This window comes from Pseudoruegeria sp. SHC-113, assembly GCF_025376885.1.
Lineage (GTDB): Bacteria > Pseudomonadota > Alphaproteobacteria > Rhodobacterales > Rhodobacteraceae > Pseudoruegeria.
Map to the genome: position 1 here is coordinate 1 of NZ_JAHUBR010000002.1, position 21865 is coordinate 21865.

19 protein-coding genes are annotated in these 21865 nt (G+C 63.3%); 18 read left to right on the forward strand and 1 reads right to left on the reverse strand.

Annotation, left to right across the window (positions count from 1 at the left end; translation table 11 throughout):
* The first annotated feature begins 347 nt into the window (after positions 1 to 347).
* From KVX96_RS14835 to KVX96_RS14905, 15 genes are all read left to right on the forward strand, one after another.
* Entirely contained in the window at positions 348 to 554 is a 207-nt protein-coding gene (locus KVX96_RS14835; RefSeq protein WP_261195471.1) for a hypothetical protein, read from the forward strand.
* Between the two features lie 162 nt (positions 555 to 716).
* Positions 717 to 1553 carry a Flp pilus assembly protein CpaB gene (cpaB, locus tag KVX96_RS14840; RefSeq protein ID WP_261195472.1) on the forward strand — a complete coding sequence of 279 codons (837 nt, stop codon included), beginning with the start codon at positions 717 to 719 and terminating at the stop codon, positions 1551 to 1553.
* A gap of 187 nt (positions 1554 to 1740) precedes the next feature.
* Positions 1741 to 3150: a type II and III secretion system protein family protein gene (locus tag KVX96_RS14845; RefSeq protein WP_261195473.1), complete on the forward strand. Its 1410-nt coding sequence runs from the start codon at positions 1741 to 1743 to the stop codon at positions 3148 to 3150.
* A 4-nt stretch (positions 3151 to 3154) separates the two neighbouring features.
* Complete coding sequence (locus KVX96_RS14850; protein WP_261195474.1) at positions 3155 to 3787, forward strand: OmpA family protein; 633 nt, start codon at positions 3155 to 3157, stop codon at positions 3785 to 3787.
* A gap of 239 nt (positions 3788 to 4026) precedes the next feature.
* Positions 4027 to 5277, forward strand: coding sequence for a CpaE family protein (locus KVX96_RS14855; protein ID WP_261195475.1), 1251 nt, complete (start codon positions 4027 to 4029; stop codon positions 5275 to 5277).
* Between the two features lie 16 nt (positions 5278 to 5293).
* Positions 5294 to 6733 (forward strand): CpaF family protein, encoded by a 1440-nt coding sequence (locus tag KVX96_RS14860; RefSeq protein ID WP_261195476.1) that lies wholly within the window; start codon positions 5294 to 5296, stop codon positions 6731 to 6733.
* Between the two features lie 5 nt (positions 6734 to 6738).
* The gene (locus tag KVX96_RS14865) at positions 6739 to 7707 is read left to right on the forward strand and encodes a type II secretion system F family protein (RefSeq protein WP_261195477.1); all 969 of its coding nucleotides are present in this window, start codon (positions 6739 to 6741) and stop codon (positions 7705 to 7707) included.
* A gap of 9 nt (positions 7708 to 7716) precedes the next feature.
* Positions 7717 to 8715: a type II secretion system F family protein gene (locus KVX96_RS14870; RefSeq protein WP_261195478.1), complete on the forward strand. Its 999-nt coding sequence runs from the start codon at positions 7717 to 7719 to the stop codon at positions 8713 to 8715.
* A gap of 6 nt (positions 8716 to 8721) precedes the next feature.
* Positions 8722 to 9285 (forward strand): tetratricopeptide repeat protein, encoded by a 564-nt coding sequence (locus tag KVX96_RS14875; protein ID WP_261195479.1) that lies wholly within the window; start codon positions 8722 to 8724, stop codon positions 9283 to 9285.
* Between the two features lie 28 nt (positions 9286 to 9313).
* Complete coding sequence (locus KVX96_RS14880; RefSeq protein WP_261195480.1) at positions 9314 to 10168, forward strand: tetratricopeptide repeat protein; 855 nt, start codon at positions 9314 to 9316, stop codon at positions 10166 to 10168.
* A gap of 4 nt (positions 10169 to 10172) precedes the next feature.
* The gene (locus KVX96_RS14885) at positions 10173 to 10670 is read left to right on the forward strand and encodes a prepilin peptidase (RefSeq protein ID WP_261195481.1); all 498 of its coding nucleotides are present in this window, start codon (positions 10173 to 10175) and stop codon (positions 10668 to 10670) included.
* 110 nt (positions 10671 to 10780) lie between these two features.
* Complete coding sequence (locus KVX96_RS14890) at positions 10781 to 12091, forward strand: ATPase (RefSeq protein WP_261195482.1); 1311 nt, start codon at positions 10781 to 10783, stop codon at positions 12089 to 12091.
* Between the two features lie 42 nt (positions 12092 to 12133).
* Positions 12134 to 14539 carry a ligase-associated DNA damage response DEXH box helicase gene (locus KVX96_RS14895; protein WP_261195483.1) on the forward strand — a complete coding sequence of 802 codons (2406 nt, stop codon included), beginning with the start codon at positions 12134 to 12136 and terminating at the stop codon, positions 14537 to 14539.
* A gap of 46 nt (positions 14540 to 14585) precedes the next feature.
* Positions 14586 to 15251 (forward strand): ligase-associated DNA damage response endonuclease PdeM, encoded by a 666-nt coding sequence (gene pdeM, locus KVX96_RS14900; RefSeq protein WP_261195484.1) that lies wholly within the window; start codon positions 14586 to 14588, stop codon positions 15249 to 15251.
* A 126-nt stretch (positions 15252 to 15377) separates the two neighbouring features.
* Positions 15378 to 17291: a response regulator gene (locus KVX96_RS14905; RefSeq protein ID WP_261195485.1), complete on the forward strand. Its 1914-nt coding sequence runs from the start codon at positions 15378 to 15380 to the stop codon at positions 17289 to 17291.
* Between the two features lie 23 nt (positions 17292 to 17314).
* Here KVX96_RS14905 and KVX96_RS14910 read toward each other — a convergent pair whose 3' ends face one another.
* A complete protein-coding gene (locus tag KVX96_RS14910; protein ID WP_261195486.1) occupies positions 17315 to 17884 on the reverse strand; it encodes a hypothetical protein in 570 nt (189 codons plus the stop codon).
* Positions 17885 to 18261: 377 nt separating this feature from the next.
* Between KVX96_RS14910 and KVX96_RS14915 the strand changes: the two genes are divergently transcribed.
* The 3 genes from KVX96_RS14915 to KVX96_RS14925 all read left to right on the forward strand — a co-directional run bounded on the left by KVX96_RS14915 (position 18262) and on the right by KVX96_RS14925 (position 21865).
* Positions 18262 to 19800, forward strand: coding sequence for an arylsulfatase (locus tag KVX96_RS14915; protein ID WP_261195770.1), 1539 nt, complete (start codon positions 18262 to 18264; stop codon positions 19798 to 19800).
* 86 nt (positions 19801 to 19886) lie between these two features.
* Positions 19887 to 20861 carry an HAD family hydrolase gene (locus KVX96_RS14920; RefSeq protein WP_261195487.1) on the forward strand — a complete coding sequence of 325 codons (975 nt, stop codon included), beginning with the start codon at positions 19887 to 19889 and terminating at the stop codon, positions 20859 to 20861.
* Between the two features lie 5 nt (positions 20862 to 20866).
* Positions 20867 to 21865, forward strand: coding sequence for an AAA family ATPase (locus KVX96_RS14925; protein WP_261195488.1), 999 nt, complete (start codon positions 20867 to 20869; stop codon positions 21863 to 21865).

Here is a 21865-nt window from a genome sequence, read left to right on the forward strand (position 1 = left end):
TCCTGTCCACCGTTGCCACGGGCGTTGACAACGTCAACACCGACCTGTCGGCCTCCTTCACCTCCGGCCAGACCTTCTCCACGCAAGGCGACGGCGTGACCGCCACCGTGATCGACTAAGATTTTCCACGGCGGCTACCCGCCAGGAAACAAAAAGCCGCCCCTCGGGGCGGCTTTTCTTTTGCGCCATTCCAATTGGAAAGTCCGACAGATTGGCAGAAACGCCAAAAATTGGCCGCAATCATGTGGTTAACAAAACATGCTGCCGCAGAGCTCCAGGCCCGGGCGGCTTGTATCTGTTCGCAAGTGGCGTGTTGAGGGAGATAGAAAATGCACCAGAACAAACAGATGAAAGACTTTACGGAAGAGGAAGACGGCGCTGTGAGCGTCGACTGGGTTGTACTGACGGCCGCGCTTGTTGCGATGACGATCGCCATCCTGCCCGCGCTCTATGTTGGCGTCGACAACTCCATGGACGACATGGAAGCCACCTTTGTGAGCGGCGAGACTTTCTCATCGCAGGGCGGCGGTGTCACGGCGACGGTGATCGATTGATCACCGCTTTCCCGCAGATTGTTTTCAATAGTGAGCTAAAAAAGCAAAATCCCTCCGTTTGATCATCTTTTTGCCCAATTCGCCAATTAGTGTCTGAGCAAAGGGGAGCAGTGCGCCGTTCATCCGGCCAGCTGCCGCCAGAAAAACCGGAAGGACAAGTTCATGCGTGCTGTATTTGTACTGGTGTTGATGCTGGGCGTGGGCCTTGCAGGCTTCGCCGTTTACATGGCCAAGGACTACGTGGGCGCCTATGAGCGCGCGTTGCAGGCCGAACGGGCCGTCACCGCTCAGATGGTACCGACCGTCGAGGTCCTCACCCTCAATCGCCCCCTCAAATACGGCGAACGCATCCGCCCGGACGATGTCCAGAAAATCCGCTGGCCGGAAAACGCGATCCCAGAGGGCGCGTTCAAAACAGCCGAGGAGCTGTTCCCGAAAGGCGAAGAAGAGCTGCGTACCGTTCTGCGCGCGATGGAGAAGGATGAGGCCATTCTGGCCGTGAAGGTGACCGAGCCTGGCGAGGATGCTGGCCTGACCTCGCGGCTCGACAAAGGCATGCGCGCTTTCGCAATCAAGGTGGATGTGGCCTCCGGCGTGTCCGGCTTCCTGCGCCCCGGCGACCGCGTCGATGTCTATTGGACGGGTTCCAGCCGCGACAAGGACGTCACCAAGCTGATTGAGGCCGGTGTGGAACTGATCGCCATCGACCAGATCGCCGACGGCGACCGCAACGAGGCCCGCATCGCCCGCACGGTGACGGTTCAGGTCACGCCGCAGCAGGTCGCCTCGCTGGCGCAGGCCCAGTCCACCGGCAATCTCTCGCTCTCTCTCGTGGGCGCCGAGGACGACACGGTCGCCGAGGCCATCGAGGTGGACCAACAACTGCTTCTGGGCATCGAGGACGAAAAAATCGTTGAAAAGCAGCAAGAAAAGGTCTGCACCATCCGCACCCGGCGGGGCAATGAGCTGGTCGAGATCCCGATCCCCTGCACCAACTGACAGAGCACATGGAAGGGCCACAGCACGCTGTGGCCCTTTTCACATTTTGCGATGTGTTGCCACATATCCACATCAGAACAGGGCCGCAACACATTGATTCTTGCAAAAAAACCACATGGCATGCATGGTTGACAGGAAATGGGCGCAAGACCCGGAACACATGTGATCATAGAGGCAGGGTCACTCGATGCTTAAGAATTGGATTTCGGCGGCCCTTTGCGGTGCCGCTCTCTTCGTCGCAAGCGTGCCAACCGGGGCGCATGCCGAAACCCTTCGCGTTTTGCGTGGCTCCGTCACCAGCGCCCTGGCCGTTCCGATGAACCGGGCCGTGGTCGTTGAAAGCGATGTCCCCTTCGCGGAGCTCTCCATCGCCAACCCGACGATCGCGGATCTTTCCACGCTGTCGGATCGCACGATCTACGTGCTGGGCAAAGTGCCGGGCCGCACGACGCTGACATTGCTCGGCGTGGACGGCGGGCTGATCGCCAATGTCGAAGTGCAGGTCACGCCGGATGTGGCGGAGTTCAAGGAACGCCTGCGCCAGATCCTCCCCGGTGAGAAAATCGAAGTGCGCACCGCCAATGACGGCATCGTGCTGTCGGGCACGGTGTCCAGCGCCGCGAAGCTCGACCGTGCCCTTGATCTCGCCGAACGCTACGCGCCGGAGCGTGTGTCCAACCTCATGGTCGTCGGCGGCACCCAGCAGGTGATGCTGAAAGTCCGTTTTGCCGAGATGCAGCGCTCGGTGGCCAAGAGCCTGAACCTCAGCGCCGCCGCCTCCGGCACGCTTTTCTCCGGCGACGCCACCGTTGACGCTGGGAACAATGCTTTCAGCGACGGCGGCCCTTTCAACGGCAACCCCGTCACCTCTCCCAACGAGGCGCAGGGCCGGTTGCAGCTTGGCTTCAACGCGGGCAGCGTTGAGTTTGCCGTGCTTCTGGAAGCCCTTGAATCCAAAGGCGTTGTCCGCACGCTCGCGGAGCCCAACCTCACCGCTCTCTCCGGGCAGGAGGCGAAGTTCCTTGCTGGTGGCGAATACCCGGTCCCGGTCGCGCAGGACAACGGCACCACCTCGGTGGAATTCAAACCCTTCGGCGTGGAGCTCAACTTTACCCCCCGCGTGGTGGACGGCGATCTGATCAACCTCTCCATGGTGGCGGCCGTCAGCTCGCTTGATCCGACCAGCGGCATCGTGGCCGATGGCTTCCAGGTCAACGCCTTCAAGCGCCGCGAAACCTCCACCACAGTGGAAATGCGCGACGGCGAGAGCTTTGCCATCGCCGGCCTGCTGCTGGACGATTTCCAGGACAACGTGGCGCAAGTGCCGTGGATCGGGGATATCCCGGTGCTGGGCACGCTGTTCCGCTCCACCGATTTCCAGCGCGACCAGAGCGAGCTTGTGATCATCATCACCCCGCATCTCGTGACGCCGACCCGTGGCGAAGCGCTGGCCCTGCCGACGGACCGCATCAAACCGCCGTCCGAGGCCGATCTCTTCCTGCGCGGCAAGCTCGTGGGCAACGCCAAGATCTCCGGCGCGGCCGGGGAAGTGGCGCGGCAGGATTTCAGCGGGTCCTATGGCTACGTGATGGAGTAAGCACATGAAACAGCCCCTCATTGCCCTCCTCGCCATTGCTGGCATCGCCACGCTCTCGGCCTGTTCCAACAGCGATTTCTACGGCGAAGCCGGCCAGTCCATCGATGAAGGCGGCTTCGGCAACCCGACGATGAACAACGTTCAGCTGCAGACCGGCCAGAAGAGCTACACCGAAAGCCTCGCGCGCCGCTTTGCCGATGAAGTGCCCTCCACGGTGAACTTCGCCTTCGACAGCGCCGTGCTGGATCAGAGCGCCCAACTCACCCTGCGCAAGCAGGCCGACTGGATCCGCCAGTTCCCCGAAGTCCGCTTCCGGGTCTATGGCCACACCGACGCGGTTGGCTCCTCGGGCTACAACAAGAGCCTTGGCAAACGCCGTGCCGATGCGGTGGTGAAGTACCTCGGCAGCCTTGGCATCTCCACCTCGCGCCTTGAAGCCGTTGTTTCCTTTGGCGAAACCCAGCCTCTGATCGTTTCTGAGGGTCGCGAACGCCGCAACCGGCGCACGGTGACTGAGGTTTCGGGCTTCGTGGATCGCCACCCCAGCGTGCTCAACGGCAAATACGCCGAAGTCGTCTGGCGGGAGTATGTCCAGAGCGCGACGGAGCTTTCCACGTCTGCGGAGACCAAGGAATAAACCCGATATCGGCAAGGGTCTGAACCCAAATGCCACAAAAGGCCGCCTCCGGAAACGGTGGCGGCCTTTTTGCAGGATCGTCTTAAGATACCGAATAATTACGGTCTTTTGGCCGCAATCTTGCCCAAGTTGTTCACCATCTTCCTTGACTGAAGAGTAAAGCGGTTCATTGCGAGTCGCGGCTCATAGGCCGCACGTGGGGTGCGGTTGGTTTTTGAGTTACGGAAGGACGTGAGGATATGAGCAGTGGTGCGACAATGCTGAAGCCTGAGCCGGCACCGCTCCTGGCGTGCACGATTTCCCGTGATGTGCAGAACTTTGATCTGCTGATCGAGGATATGGAAACCGAACTAGGCGAAAGCTGGGGCGATCTCGGGTTCGAGGATGCCGCTGTCTTCCTGAAACAGGATGACGCGCTGACGTTGGAATTCGTGGCCATCGCGGTGGATGAGGAAGACGAGGCCGAGATCGATCTCGTTGGCCGCCTCGTGACAACGGCGAAGGAGCGCGGCATCCGCGTGATCCTGATCGCCGACAACGTGAGCCCCAACACGCTACACCGCCTGATGCGGATGGGCGCGCAGGATTTCATCCCCTACCCGCTGCCCGAGAACGAGCTGCACGATGCCATCGAGCGCATTCGCCGCGTCGGTGCCGAACCCGCCGCTCCGTCCGAGGACGCGCCCACCACCAAGCGCAAGGCACGCGGGGACCGCAGCGCGGTGATCCTGCCCGTGCACGGCATGGCAGGGGGCACCGGGGCTTCTACCCTCGCGGTGAACCTCGCCTGGGAGCTGGCCACGATCGACAAGAAAGATCCGCCGCGCGTCTGCCTGCTGGATTTCGACCTGCAGTTCGGCAGCATCTCCACCTTCCTAGATCTGCCCCGCCGCGAGATCGTCTATGAGCTCCTGAGCGCAACCGAAAACATGGACGCCGACAGCTTCATGCAGGCGCTGCTGACTTATAACGACAAGCTGCATGTGCTCACCGCGCCGCCGGAAATGCTGCCGCTGGACATTCTCGGCCCCGAGGACGTGGACGCGATCATCGAGATCGCGCGCACCAATTTCGACTACGTCGTGATCGACATGCCCTCCACGCTGATCAGCTGGACAGAGGCGGTTCTGGCACAGGCGCATATCTATTTCGCGACGCTGGAGCTCGATATGCGCTCGGCCCAGAACACACTGCGCATGATCAAGGCCCTGAAGGCCGAACAGCTTCCGGTGGAGAAACTGCGCTACGTGCTGAACCGTGGCCCGAAGTTCACCGATCTTTCCGGCAAGAGCCGCGTGAAGCGCATGGCCGAGAGCCTCGACATCAAGCTCGAACTGCTGCTGCCCGATGGGGCGAAACAGGTCAGCCAATCCGAGGATCACGGCATGCCGCTGGCCGAAGGCGCGGCCAAGAACCCGCTGCGGAAGGAAATCGCCAAGCTCGCGCAGTCCATCCATGAACGCAATCTCTCCTCTGCCGAAACGGCCTGAGTAAAGGAGGCGCCCTGTGTTTTCCCGTTATAACAAATCCGCAAAACCCGCCGCCAAGGGCAAACCGGCCGAGAAGCCGGCAGAGCTTGCCGCCGTTCCGAGCAGTGAGCCCGCCCCCGCCCGCCTGCGCAAGGACGTGAAGGCGGCCGCGCGCGTGGCCCCGGACGACAAGGAAAAGAAACGCAAGGAACGCCTTGGGGAGATCAAGGTCGAGCTGCACAAGCGCCTGCTCGACAACCTGAACCTCTCCGCGTTGGAAACTGCTTCCGAATCCGATCTGCGCGCCGAGATCATCGACATCGCGTCGGAATCGCTCAACGAGATGGCCGTGGTGCTGAACCGCGAAGAGCGCAACCAGCTGAACCAGGAGCTGTTTGACGAGGTCACCGGCCTCGGCCCGCTGGAGCCGCTGCTGAAAGACGAGACCGTGAGCGATATCCTCGTGAACGGCCCGCAACAGATCTTCGTGGAGCGTTCGGGCAAGCTGCAGCTCTCCGACATCACCTTCAAGGACGAACGCCACCTGCTGCGGATCATCGACAAGATCGTGTCAGCCGTGGGCCGCCGTGTTGATGAATCCAACCCCTATGTGGACGCCCGTCTTGCCGATGGCTCCCGTTTCAACGCGATGGTCCCGCCGATCGCGGTGGACGGCTCGCTGGTGTCCATTCGGAAGTTCAAGAAAGACAAGCTGGGCATCGACGATCTGGTGCAATTCGGCGCCTTCACGGAAGAAATGGCAGCCTATCTGCAAGCCGCCGTGGCCACCCGCCTGAACGTGATCGTCTCCGGCGGTACCGGTTCGGGGAAAACCACCACGCTCAACGCGCTGTCGAGCTTCATCGACGACAGCGAGCGGATCCTCACCATCGAGGATACGGCCGAGCTTCAGCTGCAACAGACCCATGTGGGCCGGATGGAGAGCCGTCCGCCCAACGTGGAAGGCAAGGGTGCCGTCACCCCGCGCGACTGTCTGAAGAACGCGCTGCGGATGCGCCCGGACCGCATCATCGTGGGCGAGACCCGCGGCGAGGAAGTGATCGACATGCTGCAGGCCATGAACACCGGCCACGACGGCTCCATGACGACGATCCACGCCAACTCCGCCCGCGACGGCGTGAGCCGGCTTGAGAACATGATCGCCATGGCCGGGATCGAAATGCCGATCAAGGCGGTGCGCAGCCAGATTTCCTCGGCTGTGAACCTCATCGTGCAGGCCAGCCGCCTGCAGGACGGCTCCCGCCGTATGACGTCGATCACCGAAATCACCGGCATGGAAGGCGACGTGATCTCCATGCAGGAGGTCTTCCGCTACCAGCGCGTGGGCCTCACCCCCGACAACAAGATCATCGGGCATTTCACCGCCACCGGCGTGCGCTCCCACTTCTCCGAGCGCTTCCGCATGTGGGGCTATGACCTGCCCGCCTCGATCTTCGAGCCCATGGCCGCGGAGTAACGATCATGCCCATCAACATGGAACTCATCATCTACGGCGTGATCTTCGTGGCGGTGCTGCTGCTTGTTGAAGGCATCTACCTGACGGTCTTCGGCAAATCGATCAGCCTGAACAGCCGCGTGAACCGCCGCCTTGAGATGCTCGAAAAAGGCATCGGGCGCGAACAGGTTCTGGAACAGCTCCGCAAGGAGATGGGCCAGCACATGCGCTCCAAATCCTTCCCGCTCTACTCGATCCTCGCCGAGAAGGCGCAGAAGGCCAACATCGCCTTCTCGCCCACGCAGATCATCATGGTGATGATGCTTCTTTCGGTGGTGGCCTTCTTCGGCCTCACCATCGGCACCAGCGCCGGGCTGCCCGTGCGCCTGCTCGTGGCGCTGATGATGGGCGTGGGCGGCGTCTACTTCTGGATCAACGGCAAGGCCAAGAAGCGCCTTGGCCTGATCGAAGAACAACTGCCCGATGCGGTGGACCTCATGGTGCGCTCGCTGCGCGTGGGGCACCCGTTTTCCTCCGCGATCCAGATCGTGGCGCGCGAAGTGCCCGATCCGCTGGGCTCGGAAATGGGGGTGATCGCCGACGAGGCCGCCTATGGCCGCGACATGGGCGAAGCCCTGAAATCCATGGCCGAACGGCTCGATATGCAGGACATGCGTTTCCTCGCCGTGGCCGTTGCGATCCAGCAGCAATCCGGTGGTAACCTGGCCGAGATCCTTGCAGGCCTCTCGCAGGTGATCCGTGCCCGCTTCCGCCTGTTCCGCCGCGTGAAAGCCATCACGGCTGAGGCGAAATGGTCCGGCATGTTCCTGTCGGGCTTCCCCTTCGGCGCGCTGATCATGATCAACGTGATCCAGCCGAACTATTACGACGACGTGAAGGAAACCTCCGTCTTCATCCCCGCGTGCCTTGTGGTTGCCGGCTTCCTCTTTGCCAACGTGATCGTCATGCGCCGCCTCGTGAACATCAAGGTGTAGGAGGCCCAGATGGATTACCTGAACACATTCAATGCCATGCTGAAGGAAAACTTCGGCGATCTGGGCCCCTTCGTCATCGTCGGCGTGCTTGGCATCCTGCTGATCGCGCTCACCCTGCCCTTCCTGCTGAACCGCAAGGAAGATCCGCTGGACAAGCTGAAGAAGGCGCAGAAGCAAGGCGGCACCGGCGCGGAGAAAACCGCGTTACGCTTCGAGACGAAGAACGACAAGCTCGAAAAATACGCCAACTTCCTTGAACCGCAGGACGAAGAAGAACTGTCTGCCGCGCGGCTGCAACTGCTGCGCGCCGGTTACCGTACCAAGGGCGCAGTGCGGATGTTCCACTTTGCCCAGTTTGCCCTTGGCCTTGGCCTGCTGGGCGCGGGCGCGATCTTCGCCGTCATCCAGAGCCAGACAAACCCCGACGTGGGCATGCAGAAGATGCTCATGACGGTGCTGATCCCCGGCGTTGTCGGCTACTACTTGCCGCGCTACTGGGTAAACAAGCGGGTGCAGGAGCGCCAGGAACAGATGGTTAACGGCTTCCCGGACGCGCTCGACATGATGCTCGTCTGCGTGGAAGCGGGCCAGTCGATGGACCAGGCGATCATCCGCGTCAGCCGCGAGCTGCAGGCCGGTTTCCCGGCGCTGGCCGAGGAATTCGCCACCGTCGCTTACGAGCTGAAAGCGGGCAAGGATCGCCCCACCGTGCTGAAGGACATGTCCGAACGCGCCGGGGCAGCAGACATCGCGAGCTTCGTGACGGTGCTGATCCAATCGGCGAGCTTCGGCACCTCGGTGGCGGATGCGCTGCGGGTGTTTGCCGGGGAAATGCGGGACAAACGCGTGATGCGGGCCGAGGAAAAGGCCAACACGCTGCCCACGAAGATGACGCTGGCAACTATGATGTTGACCGTGCCGCCGCTGCTGATCATCCTGATCGGGCCGTCGGTCTACGGGATTGCCACCCTGCTCGGCGGAGGCGCTGCAACGAGCATCGGGAACTGATCCAAGGTGACAGTCAAACAACTGCTGATTCCGATCCTTCTGGGATCGCTCGCCGCCTGTAACACCACAGGCGGCGAGCCGCTTTCCGAGGCCAGCCCCTACGCCCCCAGTGTGGACCGCAGCGCGGACTCGGTGGATGGGCTGATCGTGGGGCACCGGCTGATGGAGGCCGGTGAATATGAGCTTGCGCTGAAATCCTACTATCGCGCCGCCGCCGATACGGGCGTCACACCCGATCTTCTCTCGGCCCTTGGCTCGGCCAACCTGCGGCTCGGGCGGCTCGGACAGGCCGAAGGGCTGCTCCGGCAATCGGTTGAGATGAACCCCGACTTCGTCCCGGCCTGGAACAATCTCGGCGTGCTCCTCATGGAGAAGGGCGAATACGGAGAGGCGAAAGAGGTGTTTCGCCGGGCCTATGCGCTGGATAGTGGCGAAAGTGACGCCATCCGCGAGAATTTTAGAATTTCTGCTGAAAAGGTGAACGAACCCGGCTATGGTGCCGAGAATAATAACGAATTCGCGTTGGTAAGGCGGGGTAGCAACGAATACCTGATCCTCCACGCACCCTGAGGAAACGAGCAGTAAGGGACGCAGGAATATGCGCCACAGGTTTCTTGTATCGCTGTGCCTTGTCAGCAGCGTCGCCCTCGCGGCATGTGACAAGAACGTAAACGCCGACGCCGAGGTCGAGCGCGCCGTGAAGGATCTGAACGTCATCGACGAGACGAACCTGAACGACATCATGCTCACCGTGGCGGACCCGGACGAATCGATCCAATACTTCAAGAAAGCCACGCTGGCAGACCCGGACCGGCTGGATCTGCAGCGCGGGCTGGCGATGTCCTACATCCGCGCCAAGAAGCCGCGTGAAGGTGTGACGGCCTGGCAGAAGGTCGTCGCCCACCCGGACTCCACCAGCAACGACAAGGTTGAACTGGCCGGGGCCCAGATCCGCAACAGCGATTGGAAAGGGGCCGAGGCGACGCTCAACAGCGTGCCCCCCACGGTAGAGACCTACACCCGCTATCGGCTTGAGGCCATGGTGGCGGATTCCAAGCAACAGTGGAAGAAGGCCGACAGCTTCTATGAAACCGCACTCGGGCTCACGACAACACCCGCAGGTGTGCTCAACAACTGGGGCTATTCCAAGCTAACCCGCGGCGATTTCGTCGGCGCCGAGAAGCTTTTCGCCGATGCCATCGGCTATGATCCCAAGCTCTTCACTGCCAAGAACAACCTCGTTCTGGCCCGTGGCGCCCAGCGCAAATACGATCTGCCGATCCTCAATGTCACGCAGGACGAGCAGGCCGAACTGCTCTACACGCTCGCGCTTTCGGCGATCAAACAGGGCGATGTGAAAACCGGTCAAGGCCTTCTGAAAGAGGCCATCGAGGTCCATCCGCAGCATTTCGAGGCCGCCTCGCGCGCGCTGAAGGCGCTGGAAACGGGCTGAGCCGATGCTTGAGATCAGCAGCTTTTCCGCCTGGTGCTTCCTGCCGCTCGCTACGCCCATCGGCGTTTGGGTGGCCTATAACGACATGAAATTCATGAAGATTCCCAACATCTCCGTGATGGCTTTGTTGGCTGTCTTCATGGTGGTCGGGCTCATTGCCCTGCCCTTCGATCAATACCTCACACGGCTGCTGCAAGGCGTTGTCGTGCTGATCGCGGGTTTCATCATCAGCACGCTGGGGCTGGTTGGCGCAGGCGATGCAAAATTCGCCGCTGTCATGGCCCCCTTCGTGGCGCTTGGGGACGTCACGCGCTTCATGATCCTCTTCGCCATGGTGCTGCTGGCAGCCTTCGCCACGCATCGTACCCTGCGCTCCATGAGCGCGGTGCGGCGGCTGGCCGACGGCTGGGCCAGCTGGGAAACCCGCGATTTCCCCATGGGCCTCGCCCTTGGCGCGTCGCTGATTTTCTACCTGCTCCTCGGAGCCCTCTACGGCGCGTAAACAGCGCCGTTTTCCCCTGCTTCTGCCCGAATTTCGACAGGTTTGGCTGATCTAGTGCCGTCAAAGCACCGGGTGTCTGCACGCGCCCGCACAAGAGATGAGGGCACGAGATGAACATGCAAACCGGCGCCGTGATGGCCCCCCCGGCCCCGCGCTCCCTCGCGGAGATGCAGCTTCCCATCGTGATGATGCGGGACATCCTGCTGAAAACGATCTTCCGCAAGAACGTGGATGTGGCGACAGAAATCGCCCGCGCCGTCTGCCTGCCGATCCCGGTGACGCAAGAGCTGATCGACATGGCGCGCGACCAGCGTCTGCTGGAGGCCACTGGCACGCTGCACGCAAACTCCGGCAATGAAATGGGCTTCCAGCTCACCGATGCAGGCAAGGCCCGCGCGCTGGACGCACTTGCACAAAGCGAATATTACGGCGCGATGCCGGTGCCGCTGGATGTCTACCGCGAGCAGGTCAAGCGGCAGTCCATCCGCAACATCCAGATCACCCGCGATCAGCTCACCGGTGCGATGGGCCACCTGATCCTGCCTGACAATCTGCTCGGCCAGCTCGGCCCGGCCGTCAGCTCTGGCCGTTCGATCCTGATGTATGGCCCGCCGGGCAACGGTAAATCCTCGATTTCAAACGGGATTCGCGATGCGCTTGGCGATAAGATCTACGTGCCGCGCGCCATCGAATACTCCGGTCAGGTGATCACGGTTTACGATCCCATTGTGCACTCCGCTGCCGAAGAACAGGTGGATGATCCAAACTCCCTGCGCCGCACCTCCGGCCGCTATGACACGCGCTACGTGCGCTGCGAACGACCCACGGTGATCACCGGGGGTGAACTTTCACTTTCCATGCTTGATCTCGTCTACAACCCTGTCGCCCGCACCTATCAGGCCCCGCTCCAGCTGAAATCCACCGGCGGCGTCTTTATCGTGGATGACCTTGGCCGCCAGGCCGAGCCGCCGCAATCGCTGGTGAACCGCTGGATCGTGCCGCTGGAGGAAAGCAAGGACATCCTCGCGCTGCAGTCGGGCGAGAAGTTCGAGGTGCCGTTTGACACGCTGGTGATCTTCTCCACCAACTTCCACCCCAACGAGATCTTCGACAAGGCCGCGCTGCGCCGGATCTTCTTCAAGATCAAGATCGACGGCCCCTGTCAGGAGGATTTCCTCAAGATCTTCGCGCTGGTGGCCCGCAAAAAGAAGATGCCGCTCAACGAGAAGGCGCTCGTGCACCTACTGCAGAAGCGCTACCCCGAGATCGACAACGTTTACGCCAACTACCAGCCGGTGTTTCTGATCGACCAGATGATCGCCATCTGCGAGTTCGAAGGTATCCCCTACCAGATGACGCCCGAGTTGATCGACCGCGCCTGGGCCAACATGTTCGTCAAGGACGAGGTGATCGTGAAGTAAGGGGCTCTTCCCTTTTCGCCGCGCCCGCCTATCTTGGCGGCCATGCGCGATTTGCCCCCTGTGTTCGAAAGCTGGTTTGCCAGCCTTGGCTGGGCCCTGCACCCGCATCAATCCGCGATGCTGGCGCAGGCTCAGGCCCCCTGCCAGCTGCTGATCTCGCCCACGGGCGGCGGCAAGACGCTTGCAGGATTTCTACCTACGCTGATCGAATTGGGCGAGAAACCCGCCCCCGGCTTGCACACTCTCTACATTTCGCCGCTCAAGGCGCTTGCGGCGGACATCAAGCGCAACCTGCGCACGCCTGTGGAAGAGATGGGCCTGCCGATCCGCATCGAGGATCGCACCGGCGACACCTCGCAGACCCAACGCAAGCGGCAGCGGGCCGATCCGCCGCACATCCTGCTCACCACGCCCGAAAGCCTCGCGCTGTTGCTCTCCTACGAGGAGTGTGCGCGCACTTTCGCCGGTTTGCAGCGGGTGGTGGTGGATGAGATCCACGCGCTGGCGGAAAGCAAACGCGGCGATCAGCTGATGCTGGGCCTGTCCCGCCTGCAGGCGCTCTGCCCCGGTCTGCGCCGCGTCGGGCTCTCGGCCACGGTGGAGGATCCGCAGGCCATCGCCACCTATCTGGCGCGCAACCCGGACCCTTGCGCCATCCTCAACGCCGATCCCGGCCCAGAGCCGGATATCGCCATGCTGGAAACCGCCGAGGCCCCACCCTGGGCCGGTGGCGGCGCGGCCCATTCCATTCCGGCGGTTCTGGAGCAGATCAAGGCGCATAAGACCACGCTAATCTTCCACAACACCCGCGCGCAGGCGGAGCTGTTCTTCCACAACCTCTGGCTCGCCAATACCGAGGCCCTGCCCATCGGCATCCACCACGGCTCCCTCGCCCGCGAGCAGCGCGAGAAGGTAGAGGCCGCCATGGTGCGCGGCGATCTGCGCGCCATCGTCTGCACCGGCTCGCTGGATCTGGGCATCGACTGGGGCGACGTGGATCTGGTGATCCAGATCGGCGCGCCGAAGAACGTCAAGCGGCTCGTGCAGCGGATCGGGCGCGCCAACCACCGCTACAACGCGCCCTCCAAGGCGCTGCTGGTGCCTGCCAACCGCTTTGAGGTGGTGGAATGCGTGGCCGCGCTTCAGGCCGTGCGCGCGCAGGATCTGGACGGCGATCCCCGTGGCCCCGGCCCGCGCGACGTTCTGTGCCAGCACATCCTGATCCGCGCCTGCGCCGGGCCATTCGCGGCAGATGATCTGTTTGAAGAGGTGCGCAGCGCAGGCGCGTTTCGCGATCTGACGCGCGCTGGCTTTGACGCCTGCCTCGACTACTGCGCAACCGGCGGCTACGCGCTGCGCCGCTACGATCAATGGCAACGCCTGATGCAAACACCCGACGGGCTCTGGCGTCTGCGCGATCCGCGCGCGGCGGCCCGCATCCGCATGAACATCGGCACCATCATGGACACCGAACGCCTCAAGGTGCGCCTGCGCGGGCGGCGCGGCGGCAGCCCGCTGGGTGAGGTGGAGGAAGGCTTCGCCAGCACCCTCACCCCCGGCGACACTTTCCTGATCGGCGGCGAGATCGTGCGCTACGAGGGCTTGCGCGAAATGGTGGTCGAAGTCACCCGCCGCGCCGACAAGAAGCCCAAGATCGCCACCTTCATGGGCACGAAATTCGCCACCTCCACCCGGCTCACCCACCGCATCCTCGAGATGATGCAGGCCCGTGACTGGCCCGATCTGCCACCCCACACCGCCGAATGGCTGCATCTGCAGCGGCGAATGTCCAAGATGCCCCGCGCCGACAGGCTGCTCTGCGAGAGCTTCCCCCATCAGGGCCGCGCGCATTTCTGCGTCTACGGTTTTGCCGGGCGCAACGCGATGCAGACGCTGGGGCTCCTGCTGACCCAGCGGATGGAGGCCGAGGGGCTCGCGCCGCTCGGCTTCGTCGCCACCGATTACGCCACGCTGATCTGGGGGCTGGACCCGGTGGAAGATCCCGCGCCCCTGCTCGCGCCCGATGATCTGCGCGAGGGGCTGGAGACATGGCTTGCCGGCAATGCCGTGATGAAGCGCACCTTCCGCACCTCCGCGATCATCGCAGGGCTGATCGAGCGCAACAGTACCAGCGCGCGCAAGTCAGGCCGCCAGACGGCGTTTTCTTCCGACATTCTCTACGACACGTTGCGCAAATACGATCCCGATCACCTGCTGATGCAGATCACCCGCGAAGAGGCCCTGCGTGGGCTGGTGGATTTCGGCCGTATCGAGGAGATGCTGGCGCGCACCACTGGGCGCGTCGACCATGTGCGCTGCCGCCATGTCACGCCGCTGGCCGCGCCGCTGCTGCTGGAGGTGGGCAAAGTGCCGGTGAAAGGCGCCGCGGAAGAGCGGCTCCTGCGCGAGGCCGAAGAGGCGCTGCTGGCCGAGGCGGGCATGGCGTGAGCACAAAACCCTTGCGGGGCGCTGCGCCACGGGCCATGAACGAAGCATGAACGCCCACGCTTTCTCCTTCCACGGCCACGCCCTTGAAGCCCTGCCCTCCGGCGCGCTCTGGTGGCCCGCCCAGAGCTTGCTCTGCGTGTCTGATCTGCACCTTGGCAAGGCCGGACGGATCGCGCGGCGCGCGGGGCCTCTGGTGCCGCCTTACGAAACGAAGGACACGCTCACCCGGCTGGAAACCGCCCTTACGGTAACGGGCGCGCGGCAGGTGATCTGCCTTGGCGACAGTTTTGACGATCTGGACGCCGCCGGCGGTCTTTCGGAAGCGGAAACGCTGTGGATTGCGCGGCTGCAGGCCGGGCGGCGCTGGATCTGGATCGAGGGCAACCACGATCCCGGCCCGCTGCGGCTGGGCGGCGAGCATCGCCTGGAGCACCATTGCGATGGGCTGACCTTCCGCCACATCGCGCAACCCGGCGCGATGGCTGAGGTCTCGGGCCACTACCACCCCAAGACCCGCGTGCAGGCGCGCGGGCGCAGCATCACCCGGCCGAGCTTCCTCGTGGCCGCCAACCGCCTGATCCTGCCCGCGTTCGGCACCTATACCGGCGGGCTCTTCAGCCACGATCCGCTGTTTGAGGCGCTTCTCGCCCCGCCGGGCTTCGCCCTTCTGACGGGCCAACGCACCACCTGCGTGCCGATGCGCTCAAAGTGACCTAGGGGAAATCTGCGCGATTGCGAAAACGCCCAAAAGTTGCAATACTCTAGCCAACACACTTAAAGAGTGCCGCCGCCGTTGATCCGGCGCAGGCAGGCCGTGACGGTTGGGGGAAAACGGCGGATGGACAGGGGAACTGCGGGCGCTGAGCAGCGCTTGTTGACCGTTCTGGAAGAGATGAACGTGGCCGCCTTTGTTGTGCCAGCCCCAGAAGAAAACACGCAAACATGGCTCAATCTGCCCGCCCAACGGCTGGCAACGGCGCTTGGCCACACGCCCGGCCCGCGGCTGCTGCAGGGCGATCTGGCCGACGGCATAGAAGACCTTCTGAAAGCCGGAACCTCCCCCGGCGCGACCGATTGGCAAGGCTTCATGCAGGCGATCCGAACCGGCGCGCGCTTTGCGCGGTTCGAGTTGAATTTCCCCCCCGGGCGGCACCAGCTTGTCACCTTTGTTCACGCCGAGGACGGCACGGCCGCCCTGTTCATGTCCGACATCAGCGAGCTGACCCAGTTCCGCCTGCAACGACACCGCACCGACAAGCTAGCCACGCTGGGGCGGCTGGCAGCGAATTATGCCCATGATTTCAACAACTACCTTGCGGTGATTGATCGTCAGCTGGAGCTGATGTCGGTGCAGGAGGGGCTCAGCCCAGACCTCGCCCGCCTGCTGGAGCGGGCGCAGTCCACCACGCGTTCCGCTGCCGGGCGTTCTCAGGAATTGCTGACCTTTTCCAAGCCCAAACACGACTCCCGCAAATGGATCCGCGCCCGTGAAATCGTGGGGCGCCTGCGGGCCTCCACCGCCTTCATGCAGTCCGAACAGCTAAAGCTGCATTTCGACACGCAAAGCCCGCTCTCCGTGCATTGCGACGCCATTTTCCTGCATTCGGCGCTGCTCAACCTCGTGATCAACGCCTGCGATGCCTGCGAGGGGGCAGGCGCGGTTTCGATCCTTGCGCAGGAGGCGCGCCCCGACGAGGTGGCCCGTTGGCTGCCCGACGCCGCCCCTGCCCCGCGCTGGCTCAAATTCTCCGTCACCGACACCGGCCACGGCATCTCGGAATCCGACCGCGCGCATATTTTCGATGCCTTCTACACTACGAAATCCGCCCATGGCGGCAGCGGGCTGGGGCTGAGCATCGTGGAGAATTTCGTGCGCATGAACAACGGCTTGACCTATGTGGAGGACACCTCCCCCGGTGGGACGACGATCTCGATGCTGCTTCCGGCGGGTCTGCCCCATGCACCACACGAACGGCCCAGCCCCACCGAGGATCAGGTTCCGGACGGCTTCTGCGTGCTGATAGTCGAGGACGAGTTCCACCTCGCCGAATCCACCCGCCACCTGCTGGAGCGCAAGGGCTTCCGCGTGGATGTGGCCCGGTCGCTGGACGAGGCGCTCTCGCTGCTACAGGCCACGGACGCCTGCTATGACGTGGTGCTGTCGGATGTGGTGCTGCCCGACGGCAACGGCGTCGAGCTGTGCCGCCGCAGCAAGGCCATGGCGCCTGACCGCCCTGTCCTGCTGATCTCGGGCAACATCCCCGAAAGCCTGTCGGAGATGCTTGCCAGTTGCGGCGCGGAGCAAGTGCTCATCAAGCCGACACCCATCGCCGAGCTTGCCGCCGCACTTCTTGCCAGTGCGCCCCGCACGCGTGTGTGCCCCCGCCACCCGCCAGAACTCGGGCAAACCGGGGCTGGCCCCGGCTCCGGCCTAGCGCAACCTGCCACCGCCACCGCCGCCGGGGCGAGAGGGGCGGCTGGGCAAGGTGCCAATGGGCGGGGTCGGCCGCGTCGGCGGCTTGGCGATCGGCGGCACCGGTTTGGGCGGCTTTACATCGGGCCTGTCTGGCCTGTCCGGGCGATCCGGCCGATCCGGGCGGTCGGGCCGATTGTCGTCATGCACATAGATCGAGGTGCGATAGGGGTAGTAGTCATAGCCGTAGCCGTAGGACGCGCCGACGGTGACGCCATCACAGGCGGCAAGGCCGAGCCCGGCCACGGCAAGAAGGGCGATGGGGGTTTTGCGGGATAGGCGTTTCATGGCGTGTCTCCCTTTCACATCGGCCGGAACGAGCGCACGAGCGCTGTAATTTCATCGCGGTAAAGGCCACGGGCTCCGTTTTCGCCCACGATCACCCCGATCACGGTGCGCGCGCCGGGCATGTCGATCAGCGCGATGGTAAAATTCACAGGCCGCCCTTCTCGCGTGCCGGTGCCCGTGTAGGTGCGCGCGCTGCGCCCGCCGATCACCACCCGTTCGGGCGCGCCAACTTGCGGATCCTCGACAAGGCGCAAGTCCAGCGACTGGATATAGGCCTCGGCCTCGGCAATCGTCGCCACGCCATCGGGCGAAACAAAGCCGACCCAGATGCGCGGATCCTCCTCCGGGCGAAGGCCCAGCACGCGTGGCACCGCACCGATGCCTTCCGGGGCCTGCCGTGCCTCGAAACCTCCGGCGCTCACCACCCAGTTGTCGGGCACGCGAACCGAGAAGAGATCGCGCCCCCCTGTCTCGTAGCTGGCCAGAATGTCAGCCGCCGCCGGCAGGGCCATCCCCGCAAAAACGGCTGCCGCCAGTACGGCGCGCCGCGCCGCTTCACAGCTCACTCGGTACGATGTCAACATGGATCCTCCGCCATCGCTTTGGTCAAACTCCCCCGACTAGATACCACCCGCCCCCGCAAAACAAGAGGGGCGGCATATGCTACCGTTTTCAGCCATCGCTCTGGAAAGACATGGATTTCCGGTTTCAATGTCACGCAGAGCCTGTATCCTGCCCAAGCGCGCACCATGGCTTGCCGCGCATCCCTCAGCCCGCACTTGCGGTCTGGCCAAGCCATGCAACAGGGCGAAAAGCCCCCAGTACCTGAGTGCCGCTGCCCCGCACCGGAGCCGCGGAAAATGTGTTCGTGTGGGGCGAAAGCCCCGTCAGGGAGGAAACCATGCGTTCCCGAAATCCATTCCGTTTATCAACTTTGATCGGCCCCGGCGCCGCCGCCCTTGTGGCCGGTATAGCGCTCCTCACCACGCCGGTGGCCGCGCAGGACGGCAAGCCCAATATCCTCGTGATCTGGGGCGATGACGTCGGACAATCCAATATCTCCGCCTACACGATGGGGCTGATGGGCTACAAAACGCCCAACATCGACCGCATCGCCGATGAGGGCATGATGTTCACCGATTACTACGGCGAGCAATCCTGCACCGCCGGGCGCTCCTCCTTCATCATGGGGCAATCGGTGTTCCGCACCGGGCTTTCGAAAGTCGGCCTGCCGGGCGCCGAAGAAGGCATGCAGATCGAGGATCCCACGATCGCGGGCCTCTTGAAGGCGCAGGGCTACGCGACCGGCCAGTTCGGCAAGAACCACCTTGGCGACCGCGACGAGCACCTGCCCACGAACCACGGGTTTGATGAGTTCTTCGGCAACCTCTATCACCTCAACGCCGAGGAAGAGCCGGAGAACGAGGATTACCCGCAGAACCCCGAGTTCCGCGAGCGCTTTGGCCCGCGCGGCGTGATCAAATCCTCCGCCGATGGCCAGATCGAAGACACCGGCCCCCTGACGCGCAAGCGCATGGAAACGGTGGACGATGAAACCGTCGCCGCGGCCATCGATTTCATCAAGCGCCAGGAAGAAGCGGGCACGCCGTGGTTCGTGTGGTGGTCCGGCACAAGGATGCATTTCCGCACCCATGTGTCCGCCGAAAAACGCCAGCTGGCAAATGAGATCGCAGGCAAGAACGTCGATGAGTATCAAGCCGGCATGATCGAACACGATCTGCACATCGGGGAGTTCCTCGATCTGCTGGACGAGCTTGGCATCTCCGACAACACATTCGTGTTCTACTCCACCGACAACGGCCCGCATATGAACTCCTGGCCGGATGCCGCCATGACGCCGTTCTGGGGCGAGAAGAACACCAACTGGGAAGGCGCATGGCGCGTGCCGGCGATGGTCCGCTGGCCGGGCAAGATCGCGGCGGATACCGTCTCTAACGAGATCGTTCACCACATGGACTGGCTTCCGACCCTGCTTGCCATGGCCGGAAACGAGACCGTGAAGGAAGATCTGCTGGACGGGATCACCGTGGCCGAAGTCGGCGGCGGGCGTGATTACCGCGTGCATCTGGACGGCTACAACATCCTGCCGATGCTCACCGGGGAAACCGACAAGAGCCCGCGCAACGAGATCTTCTATTTCTCCGATGACGGGGATCTGATGGCCCTGCGCTATCAGGATTGGAAGATCACCTTCTTGGAGCAAAAGGCTTGGTACACGCTGCGCGCCTGGATCGAACCGCTGACCCCGCTGCGCACGCCGCTGATCTTCAACCTGCGGCGCGACCCCTACGAGCGCGGCTACCGCACCTCCAACACCTTCTACGATTGGATGCTGGATCGCGCCTACATGCTGGTGCCAGCCCAGCAATACGTGGCCCAGTTCCTTGAGACCTTCAAGGAATACCCGCCACGTCAGGAGGCCGCCTCCTTCAGCCTTGATAAGGTCATGGAAAAGCTTTCTGAGCCCAGCTCGCAATAGCGCGCGACGGCGTCTGAAAGCCCCGATACAGTCACAAGGCAGGGCCCCTCCCCGGGGCCCTGCTTTCCCCACCCGGAGATCCGAGAATGCGCCACATCGCCCTTGCCGCCTGTTTCACCGCCGCCCTCCCCGCCTTCGCCGATCCGCTGCCCTCGTGGAACGACACCGACACCAAGAGCCGCATCATCACCTTCGTGGAAGAGGTAACCGACCCGGCCGCAGATGGCTTCATCCCCGTCAAGGACCGGATCGCGACCTTCGACAACGACGGCACCCTCTGGGCCGAACAGCCCGCCTATTTCCAGCTTGTCTTCGCCATTGACCGCGTGGCCGAACTGGCCGCCGCTGATCCCGCAATCGCCGGCAGCGATGCCCTGAAAGCCGCCGCTGCGCGGGATTTCGCGGGCGTGTTGGCCAGCGGGGAAGAGGGGCTGATCGAGATCGTCAAAGCCTCCCACACCGGCATCGATACCGAAGCCTTCATCGCCTCGGTGTCCGAGTGGCTCGCCACCGCGCGCCATCCGCAAACCGGGCTTCTCTACAAGGAGATGACCTATCAGCCGATGGTCGAGCTGCTGCGCTACCTGCGGGATGAGGACTTCCAGACCTTCATCGTCTCTGGCGGCGGCATCCATTTCGTGCGCGCCTTCGCGGAAGAGGCCTACGGTATCCCGCCGCAGAATGTCGTCGGCAGTCAGGTGGCCACGACGTATGAGGTCGCCGGGGATGGCACGCCCAGCCTGATCAAACAGCCCGAGCTGTTCTTCGTGGACGACAAGGAGGGCAAGCCCGTGGGCATCGACAACCACATCGGCAAGCGCCCGGTGATCGCGGTTGGCAATTCCGACGGCGATTTCGCCATGCTCGAATACACCACCGCCGGCGAAGGCCCCCGCCTTGGCATCCTGTTGCACCACACCGATGCCGAACGCGAGTTCGCCTATGATCGCGAGGGCCATATTGGTGTGCTGAACCGGGGGCTCGACGAGGCCGAGGCTCGCGGCTGGGTTCTGATCGACATGGCCTCCGACTGGAGCCGCATCTACACGGGAGCACGGTAGCCACCATGAGCGCGCGAGACCAGATCGAGGCCCTGAAGGGCCGCATGGGCCAGTCGATCATCGGGCAGGAAGCGGTGATCGACCGCCTCCTGATCGGGCTTCTGGCCAATGGCAACCTGCTGGTTGAAGGCCTGCCCGGCCTTGCAAAAACCCGCGCCATCAAGGCGCTGGCCAAGAACCTTGAGGCCGATTTCAGCCGCATCCAGTTCACGCCTGATCTGCTACCGGCCGATGTGACGGGCACCGAGGTCTATCATCAGGGCGCAGAAGGCGCGGAGTTCCGGTTTGAAGCCGGGCCGATCTTCGCCAACATCGTGCTCGCCGACGAGATCAACCGCGCGCCTGCCAAGGTGCAATCGGCGCTTCTGGAGGCGATGGAGGAGCGGCAAGTTACAGTGGCGGGCAAGACCCACAAGATGCCGCCACTGTTCATGGTGATGGCCACCCAGAACCCGGTGGAGCAGGAAGGCACCTATGCGCTCCCCGAAGCGCAGATGGACCGTTTCCTCATGCATGTGCTCATCACCTACCCGCCCATCGAGGATGAGGTGGAGGTGATCCGCCTTGTGCGCGGCGAGGAACAGGCTGCCGTGGCTGCGGCTTCGGGCACGGACGCGAAAGCGAAAGCCCCTGCCCCTGCGGTGATCCCGCAGCAGGCGGTGTTTGAAGCCCGGCAGGAGATCGCCGCGCTGCATGTATCTGATGCCATTGATCAATATTGCGCCGCGCTCGTCTATGCCACGCGCACGCCGGAGGCTTACTCCGAGGATCTGGCCCGCTGGATCGAGGTCGGCGGCAGCCCGCGTGCCTCGCTCGCGCTTGATAAATGCAGCCGCGCGCACGCCTGGATGGCGGGGCGCGATTACGTCGATCCGCAGGACGTGCAGGCGGTCGCGCCTGATGTCTTCCGCCACCGTCTGGCGCTCAGCTTTGAAGCGCAGGGCGAAGGCATCTCGCCCGATGCCGTGACGGCGGAGATCCTGAAACTGGTGGCTCTGGGATAG

Excerpts from the sequence above, each read along its gene's own strand:
- KVX96_RS14925 (WP_261195488.1), top strand. The coding sequence starts at position 20,867 with ATGAGCGCGCGAGACCAGATCGAGGCCCTGAAGGGCCGCATGGGCCAG.
- cpaB (WP_261195472.1), top strand. The coding sequence starts at position 717 with ATGCGTGCTGTATTTGTACTGGTGTTGATGCTGGGCGTGGGCCTTGCA.
- KVX96_RS14885 (WP_261195481.1), top strand. The coding sequence starts at position 10,173 with ATGCTTGAGATCAGCAGCTTTTCCGCCTGGTGCTTCCTGCCGCTCGCT.
- KVX96_RS14905 (WP_261195485.1), top strand. The coding sequence starts at position 15,378 with ATGGACAGGGGAACTGCGGGCGCTGAGCAGCGCTTGTTGACCGTTCTG.
- KVX96_RS14910 (WP_261195486.1), bottom strand. The coding sequence starts at position 17,884 with ATGTTGACATCGTACCGAGTGAGCTGTGAAGCGGCGCGGCGCGCCGTA.
- KVX96_RS14835 (WP_261195471.1), top strand. The coding sequence starts at position 348 with ATGAAAGACTTTACGGAAGAGGAAGACGGCGCTGTGAGCGTCGACTGG.
- KVX96_RS14855 (WP_261195475.1), top strand. The coding sequence starts at position 4,027 with ATGAGCAGTGGTGCGACAATGCTGAAGCCTGAGCCGGCACCGCTCCTG.
- KVX96_RS14845 (WP_261195473.1), top strand. The coding sequence starts at position 1,741 with ATGCTTAAGAATTGGATTTCGGCGGCCCTTTGCGGTGCCGCTCTCTTC.
- KVX96_RS14920 (WP_261195487.1), top strand. The coding sequence starts at position 19,887 with ATGCGCCACATCGCCCTTGCCGCCTGTTTCACCGCCGCCCTCCCCGCC.
- KVX96_RS14895 (WP_261195483.1), top strand. The coding sequence starts at position 12,134 with ATGCGCGATTTGCCCCCTGTGTTCGAAAGCTGGTTTGCCAGCCTTGGC.
- pdeM (WP_261195484.1), top strand. The coding sequence starts at position 14,586 with ATGAACGCCCACGCTTTCTCCTTCCACGGCCACGCCCTTGAAGCCCTG.
- KVX96_RS14880 (WP_261195480.1), top strand. The coding sequence starts at position 9,314 with ATGCGCCACAGGTTTCTTGTATCGCTGTGCCTTGTCAGCAGCGTCGCC.
- KVX96_RS14865 (WP_261195477.1), top strand. The coding sequence starts at position 6,739 with ATGCCCATCAACATGGAACTCATCATCTACGGCGTGATCTTCGTGGCG.
- KVX96_RS14850 (WP_261195474.1), top strand. The coding sequence starts at position 3,155 with ATGAAACAGCCCCTCATTGCCCTCCTCGCCATTGCTGGCATCGCCACG.
- KVX96_RS14890 (WP_261195482.1), top strand. The coding sequence starts at position 10,781 with ATGAACATGCAAACCGGCGCCGTGATGGCCCCCCCGGCCCCGCGCTCC.
- KVX96_RS14870 (WP_261195478.1), top strand. The coding sequence starts at position 7,717 with ATGGATTACCTGAACACATTCAATGCCATGCTGAAGGAAAACTTCGGC.